Genomic DNA, 7,164 nt, shown 5'->3' on the forward strand with positions numbered 1-7,164 from the left:
GGGCGGCCGCTGTCGTTGACGAACACCAGCCGCGCCTTGGTTTCGAACCGCTTCTCATTGCCGCACCATGCCGTCATCCGATAGGTGAAAGAGGTGCGGCCGACATGTTCGACGTCAAGCGCGATCACCAGATGATCGCCATGCAGGCTGGGCGCCGTGAAGCGGGTTTCGATCGCCGCCGTCGGCACGCCCTCGCGCCCGATGAATTCCTCGAACGGCCATTCCAGCACCTCTGAGAAGAAGGTCTCGACGCAATCGTTCATCATCTCGAAATAGCGGGGGAAGAACACGATCCCCGCCGGATCGCAATGTTTGAACAGGACTTTCTGCTTCATTTCAAAGGTCATGCGACGGCCTTTCAGGACTGCAAGCGGAACCGCTGGATCTTGCCCGTGGAGGTCTTCGGCAGCGCCTCCACGAATTTGATGCTGCGCGGGTATTTATACGGCGCGATCGTCGCTTTGACATAGTCCTGAAGCTCTTTCACCAGCAAATCGCTCGGAACGTGGCCTTTGGCAAGCACGATATGGGCCTCGACAATCTGGCCGCGATCCTCGTTCGGCGCGCCGATCACGCCGCATTCCGAAACCGCTTCATGGCGCAGCAGCGCCGCCTCGACCTCCGGGCCGGCGATGTTGTAGCCGGCCGAGACGATGATGTCGTCATTGCGGGCGGCAAAGTGGAAATAGCCGTCCTCGTCATGCACGAAGGTGTCGCCGGTGACGTTCCAGCCATCCTGCACATATTCGTCCTGACGCTCGCCGCCGAGATAACGGCAGCCGGCCGGCCCGCGCACCGCAAGCCGGCCCATCGTGCCGCGCGGCGCTTCCGAGCCATCCTCGGCCAGCACCTTCGCCTCGTAACCCCCGACCGGCCGGCCGGTGCAGGCGGGTCGGTGATCATCGAACCGGTTGGTGATGAAGATGTGCAGCATCTCGGTGGAGCCGATGCCGTCCAGCATCGGCTTGCCGGTCTTTTCCATCCACGCCTCGTAGACCGGCGCCGGCAGGGTTTCACCGGCGGAGACCGCGGCCCTGAGGCTCGAAAGATCGGCCCCCTCCTCCATCGCCTGCAGCATGACGCGATAGGCCGTCGGCGCGGTGAAGCAGACGGTGGCGCGGTATTTCTCGATGATCTCGATCATGTTCGCCGGCGAAGCGACCTCGAGCAGGGTGGCCGCCGCCCCGAACCGCAGCGGAAACACCGCAAGTCCGCCAAGGCCGAAGGTGAAGGCGAGCGGCGGCGAGCCGATAAACACATCCTCCGGCGTCACGTTCAGCACTTCCTTGGCATAGCCGTCTGCGATGATCAGCAGGTCGCGGTGAAAATGCATGGTCGCCTTGGGATCGCCGGTCGAGCCGGAGGTGAAACCCAGAAGCGCGACATCGTCCGAAGCAGTGTCGACGGCGTCGAACTGCACGGATTTTTCCAGCGCCAGACGATCAAGCTCGGCATCGTGATTGGCGGTGCCATCGAAACCGATCACCTTTTTCAGGAAACGGCTTTCCTTGGCGCAAATAACCAGTTCTTCCATCAGCCGGGTGTCGCAGAGCGCGAATTCGATCTCGGCCTTGTCGACATATTTGGAGAGTTCCCCGGCCCTCAGCATCGGCATGGTGTTGACCACCACCGCGCCGGCCTTGGTGGCGGCCAGCCAGCAGGCGACCATGGCGGGATTGTTGGCCGAGCGGATCAGCACCCGGTTGCCGGGCTTGACGCCGAGATCATCGACCAGCACATGGGCGAGCCGGTTGGTCCAGTCGGCCATTTCCTTGTAGGTGCGCCGCCTGCCATTGCCGATCAGCGCAACGCGGTCGCCGAACCCTTTTGCGACCATGGCATCGGTCAGTTCGACGGCCGCGTTGAGCCGGTCGGGATATTCGAAACCGTCCAGCAGAAGATCGGGCCAGGCTTCGAAGGGCGGCAGGTTATCGCGGGCGAAGCTGTCGGTGTGGCCCGAAGGCCGGAATTGCTGAGGCATGGTCTGTTCCCGTTGTTTTTATGAGTGAACGCTGCCTGCTTCTTGTCTGTCAGGCCGGCGGATCCATGTAGGTCTCCAGCCCGGCGCGGACATCGTCCGGCCATGGCCGCGACCGGTGATCCTCGGTGGAGGTGAGCACGATGCGCTGGCGCACCGACCAGATCACCTCCCCCCTGACGCGGGCGAAGGTTTCAAGATCGAGCGAGGAATTGCCGATGCGCCGCACATGCATGGAAAAATCCAGCACATCGCCGAACCGCGCGGGCTTTTCGAAGCCGATATCCATCTTCAGCACCGGCATGCCGAGGTTGCGCTCCAGCATCATCTCCTCCCAGGAAACCCCGAAGGAGGCGAACATGGCGCGGTTGACTTCGACCAGCATGGAGAAATAGGCCGGGTGATAGGCAATGCCCGTGAGATCGCAGTCGCCGAAGCGCAGGGCTTGAGAGGTTTCAAACGGCAATGGCGGGCTCCCTTGGTATTGTGGCTGATATCGGCCGCGTTTTCCGGTTATAGGGAAAACATAGAGGAGACGGATTATTAGTTCAATATTGAAATAATCGACTTGGCGTTGATGACCCAGCCTATCCCAACGCTCTGCGTCATCCTCGGGCTTGACCCGAGGATCCAACCACTTATGTCGCGAGATGCGTTGGCGGTTTTTTTCCGAGTTGGCGCCGCGACCATGCCAAGCCGTTCACTCCGCTCGTAGTGCAATGTGCTTAGATCCTCGGGTCAAGCCCGAAGATGACGCCGGTGAGGGATCTCGGGCCGCCGGACGTCTTCCAACGATCAGCAAGAAGGCACCGGTCGTCCTTGCCGGCGAAACCCGCGCTTGACACCACCCCCAAACCCAATTTATTTTAAATTCAAATTAATTTTCGCATCAAGCGCCACACGCAGCGACAGGGGAAGCCGGATATGAAAATCGCCGTTCTGGGAGGCGGGCCCTCGGGCCTTTACTTCGCCATCTCGATGAAGCTGCGCGATAGCGGCCACGACATTACCGTCTACGAGCGCAACCGCCATGACGACACGTTCGGCTGGGGCGTGGTGTTTTCCGACGAGACGCTGGAAAATTTCAAGGGCAACGACCCGGTTGTCGTCCAGTCGATCCGCGACAATTTCGCCTATTGGGACGATGTTAAGGTGGTGCGCGGCGAGGAGAGCATGACCTCCGGCGGCCACGGCTTTTGCGGCATCGGGCGGATGCGGCTTCTGGTCCTGCTGCAGGAACGCGCCCGCGAACTCGGCGTCAATCTGGAATTCGAGGCCGAGATCGATGACGCCGCCATCGAAAGACTGCGCGCCGAAAACGACCTCGTGATCGCCGCCGACGGCCTGAACTCGCGCACCCGCAAGCTCTATGAAGAACATTTCCAGCCGTCGATCGACATGCGCCGCAATCATTTCGTCTGGCTCGGCACCAGACAGAAATTCGACGACGCCTTCACCTTCATCTTCGAGAAGACCGACAAGGGCTGGATTTGGGCGCATGCCTACCAGTTCGACGACGATACCGCGACCTTTATCGTCGAGTGCGGGCCGGAGGTTTTCGAGGCCTATGGCTTCGGCGAAATGAGCCAGCAGGAAAGCATCGCCACCTGCGAAAAGATCTTCGCCCGTCATCTCGGCGGTCATAGCCTGATGACCAATGCCAACCACATTCGCGGTTCGGCCTGGATCCGGTTCCCGCGCGTTGTTTGCGAGAACTGGCATTTCGACAATGTCGTGCTGCTCGGCGATGCCTCGGCGACCGCGCATTTCTCGATCGGCTCCGGCAGCAAGCTCGGCATGGAGAGCGCGGCCGCCCTTGCCGACGAGCTCAATTCCGGCAAGCCGCTGGAGAAGGCGCTCGATGATTACGAGGCTGAGCGCAAGCTGCAGGTGCTGCGGGTTACCTCGGCCGCCCGCAACTCCACCGAATGGTTCGAGGAGGTCGAGCGTTATCTCGACCTCGACATGATGCAGTTCAACTATTCGCTGCTGACCCGCTCGCAGCGCATCGGCCATGAAAACCTGCGCCTGCGCGATCCGGAATGGCTGGCGACTGCGGAAGCCTGGTTCCAGAAAAAGGCCGGCAGCCAGTCGACACGGCGGCCGATGTTCGCCCCGTTCAAACTGCGCGACATGGAGCTCAAGAACCGCGTCGTGGTCTCGCCAATGGCGCAGTACAAGGCGAAGGACAGCATGCCGACCGACTGGCATTTCGTCCATTACGCCGAGCGCGCCAAGGGTGGCGCCGGCCTGGTGTTCACCGAAATGCTCTGCGTTTCGCCGGAAGGCCGGATCACCTCCGGCTGCCCCTGCATCACCGACGAACAGGTGCCGGCCTGGACCCGGCTGACCGACTTCGTCCATGCAGAGACCGACGCCAAGATCTGCGCCCAGATCGGCCATGCCGGGCGCAAGGGTTCCACCCGGGTCGCCTGGGAAGGCATGGACAAGCCGCTTATTGACGGCAACTGGCCGCTGATCTCGGCCTCCGCCATTCCCTACACACCCGAAAGCCAGACGCCGAAGGCGATGGACCGGGCGGATATGGACATGGTGCGTGACCAGTTCGTCGCCGCCGTGCGCGCCGCCGATCGCGCCGGTTTCGACATGGTGGAAATGCACGCCGCCCACGGCTATCTGCTCGCCTCCTTCATCTCGCCGGTTACCAATCGGCGCGAGGATGAATATGGCGGCAGCCTGGAAAACCGGATGCGCTTCCCGCTCGAAGTCTTCGCCGCCATGCGCGCGGCCTGGCCGGCCGAAAAGCCGATGACGGTGCGCATCTCCGCCCATGACTGGGTGGGCGAGGCCGGCGTCGAACCGGACGAGGCGCTAAAGATCGCCGAAGCCTTCAAGCAGGCCGGCGCCGATGCCATCAACGTTTCCTCCGGCCAGACCACCAAGGACGAGCAGCCGGTTTATGGCCGCATGTTCCAGGTGCCGTTCTCCGACCGGGTGCGCAACGACATCCACCTGCCGACAATGGTCGCCGGCAATATCTACGAGGCCGATCACGTCAACTCGATCCTGATGGCCGGCCGCGCCGATCTGGTGCTGCTGGCCCGCCCGCATCTGGCGGATCCCTACTGGACGCTGCATGCCGCCGTCGAACTCGGCGACACCGAACAGGCATGGCCGGCCCCCTATGAGGGTGGCCGCCGGCAGGCCAATACGCTTGCCGAACGCGCGAAGGCGATGTTATGAGCCTTTCCGGCAAAAAGGCGCTGGTCACCGGCGGCGGCTCGGGCGTTGGCGCGGTGATTGCCCGGGCGCTCGCCGATGCCGGCGCCGAGGTGATCATCTGCGGACGCAGGCGCGAGGCCCTGGAGACCGTTGCCGAAAGCCACAAGGCGATCTCGGCGATGACCTGCGACATCACCGACGAGGCGCAGGTGACCGCGCTGTTTGCCGCCGCCGGCCCGCTCGACATCGTGGTCGCCAATGCCGGCGCGTCGGAAAGCGCGCCCTTTGCCGCGACCACGCTCGAAGGCTTCAACGCGATGGTGGCCGTCAACCTGACCGGCACCTTCCTGACGCTGCGCGAAGGCGCGAAGGCGATGGCGGGCCGCAAGGGCCGGCTGATCGCGATCGCGTCGACCGCCGGGCTCAAGGGCTACGCCTATGTCGCGCCCTATGCGGCGGCGAAACATGGCGTCGTCGGGCTGGTCAGATCGGCCGCGCTCGAATATGCCCGCAAGGACATCACGGTGAACGCCATCTGCCCCGGCTTTCTCGACACCGAGATGACCGAACGCTCGATCACCCGCATCGTCGAGACCACGGGCCGCAGCACCGAGGAGGCACGGGCTGCCCTTGAGGCCACCAATCCGATGAAGCGGCTGGTGCCGCCGGAAGACGTGGCCGAGGCCGTGCTCTGGCTTGCCTCCGATCGCGCCGCCATGGTCACCGGACAGGCGATCTCGATTTCGGGGGGCGAGGTATGAATTCGCCCGCCGCCTCCACAAGCAACGCGGAAAAGCCGCCCATCAGGTTTGTATTTGAAAGTTCAGGCATGACATCCTTCTCGCAATCGCCGCACCAGTTTCTCGAACCCGAAGGCTGGGTTCCCGCCCGCGGCTACGCCAACGGCATGGCCGCCACAGGCCGGATGGCCTTCACCGGCGGTCTGATCGGCTGGAATGCACGACAGGAATTCGAACATGCCGATCTCGTCGGCCAGTTCGAACAGACACTGCGCAATATCGTCGCCGTGCTCGCCGAAGCCGGCGCCCGGCCGGAACACGTGGTGCGACTGACCTGGTACATCACCGACAAGCGCGAATATCTCGACAACCTCAAGGAACTTGGCCTGGCCTATCGCAAGGTGATGGGCCGCCATTTCCCGGCCATGGCCGTGGTTCAGGTCGTCACCCTGATGGAAGACGCCGCCAAGGTGGAGATCGAGGCGACCGCGGTAATCCCCGCCGGGTAAGACGTGCCGTAATCTGGTTGAGGTTTGAAGCAAATGCGGCTAGAGCGGTTACGGAAGAAGAGAGAATCCGCCATGACCGCCCATGAAGTCAAAGACCCGGCCCTTGCCACCCAGCGCGTGCGCCTCTGGCTGCAGATGCTGAAGGCGGTACGCCATGTGGAGGGCAATCTGCGGGAGCGGCTGCGCGAGAATTACGCGATGACGCTGCCGCGTTTCGACGTGATGGCGGCGCTGCACGCGGTGCCCGAGGGCATGCGCATGAGCGAGCTTTCCAAACAGCTCGTGGTCTCCAACGGCAATGTCACCGGCGTGATCGAGAAGCTGGTTGCCGACGGCCTGGTCGAGCGCGAGAACCAGGAAACCGACCGCCGCGCCTTCCTGGTGCGCATCACCGACAAGGGCAAGGCGCTGATGGACGAGGCCACCGCCGTCCACCGCGGCTGGATCGACGAGATCTTCGCCGAAATCGCCGAACCGGACATCGCCCGTGCAATCTCGATCATGATGGATATCCGCCACAAGCCGCATAGTTGAGCGGCGGACGGGCCTCGCTTGGAATCACTCGCTCTTCATCAGAGGAAAGGCTGCTGCCCTCACCCGGCGCATACGCGCCACCCTCTCCCCTCTGGGGAGAGGGGGACCATGCTGCGTTTTCGGAGCAAGCGGCAAGGCAGGGCCGCGCCGTCTTCCCCTTCTCCCCGCCGGGGAGAAGGTGGCCGAAGGCCGGATGAGGGGAAGCAGCGCCTCCACGCAT

7 protein-coding genes are annotated in these 7,164 nt (G+C 63.1%); 4 read left to right on the forward strand and 3 right to left on the reverse strand.

Going from position 1 to position 7,164, the window contains the following annotated elements:
- The 3 genes from B4E36_RS03795 to B4E36_RS03805 form a co-directional block, all read right to left on the reverse strand.
- Positions 1 to 335 (reverse strand): acyl-CoA thioesterase (locus B4E36_RS03795; RefSeq protein ID WP_345900001.1); only part of this gene is annotated, 335 nt, incomplete at its 3' end.
- Between the two features lie 23 nt (positions 336 to 358).
- Positions 359 to 1,981 (reverse strand): AMP-binding protein, encoded by a 1,623-nt coding sequence (locus B4E36_RS03800; RefSeq protein WP_345900002.1) that lies wholly within the window; start codon positions 1,979 to 1,981, stop codon positions 359 to 361.
- Positions 1,982 to 2,030: 49 nt separating this feature from the next.
- Positions 2,031 to 2,444, reverse strand: a complete 414-nt coding sequence (locus B4E36_RS03805) for an acyl-CoA thioesterase (protein ID WP_292055953.1) — start codon at positions 2,442 to 2,444, stop codon at positions 2,031 to 2,033.
- A 458-nt stretch (positions 2,445 to 2,902) separates the two neighbouring features.
- Here B4E36_RS03805 and B4E36_RS03810 point away from each other — a divergent pair, with 458 nt between their 5' ends.
- The 4 genes from B4E36_RS03810 (at position 2,903) to B4E36_RS03825 (ending at position 6,944) form a co-directional block, all read left to right on the forward strand.
- Positions 2,903 to 5,182, forward strand: a complete 2,280-nt coding sequence (locus B4E36_RS03810) for a bifunctional salicylyl-CoA 5-hydroxylase/oxidoreductase (RefSeq protein ID WP_292055955.1) — start codon at positions 2,903 to 2,905, stop codon at positions 5,180 to 5,182.
- Positions 5,179 to 5,922, forward strand: coding sequence for an SDR family NAD(P)-dependent oxidoreductase (locus B4E36_RS03815; protein ID WP_345900003.1), 744 nt, complete (start codon positions 5,179 to 5,181; stop codon positions 5,920 to 5,922). The genes B4E36_RS03810 and B4E36_RS03815 overlap by 4 nt, the downstream gene beginning before the upstream one ends.
- 68 nt (positions 5,923 to 5,990) lie before the next feature.
- A complete protein-coding gene (locus B4E36_RS03820; protein ID WP_292055959.1) occupies positions 5,991 to 6,410 on the forward strand; it encodes a RidA family protein in 420 nt (139 codons plus the stop codon).
- Positions 6,411 to 6,482: 72 nt separating this feature from the next.
- Positions 6,483 to 6,944, forward strand: a complete 462-nt coding sequence (locus B4E36_RS03825; RefSeq protein ID WP_292055960.1) for a MarR family winged helix-turn-helix transcriptional regulator — start codon at positions 6,483 to 6,485, stop codon at positions 6,942 to 6,944.
- The last annotated feature ends 220 nt before the right edge of the window (positions 6,945 to 7,164 follow it).

Source organism: Martelella sp. UBA3392 (assembly GCF_002358775.1).
GTDB classification, from domain to species: Bacteria; Pseudomonadota; Alphaproteobacteria; order Rhizobiales; family Rhizobiaceae; genus Martelella; species Martelella mediterranea.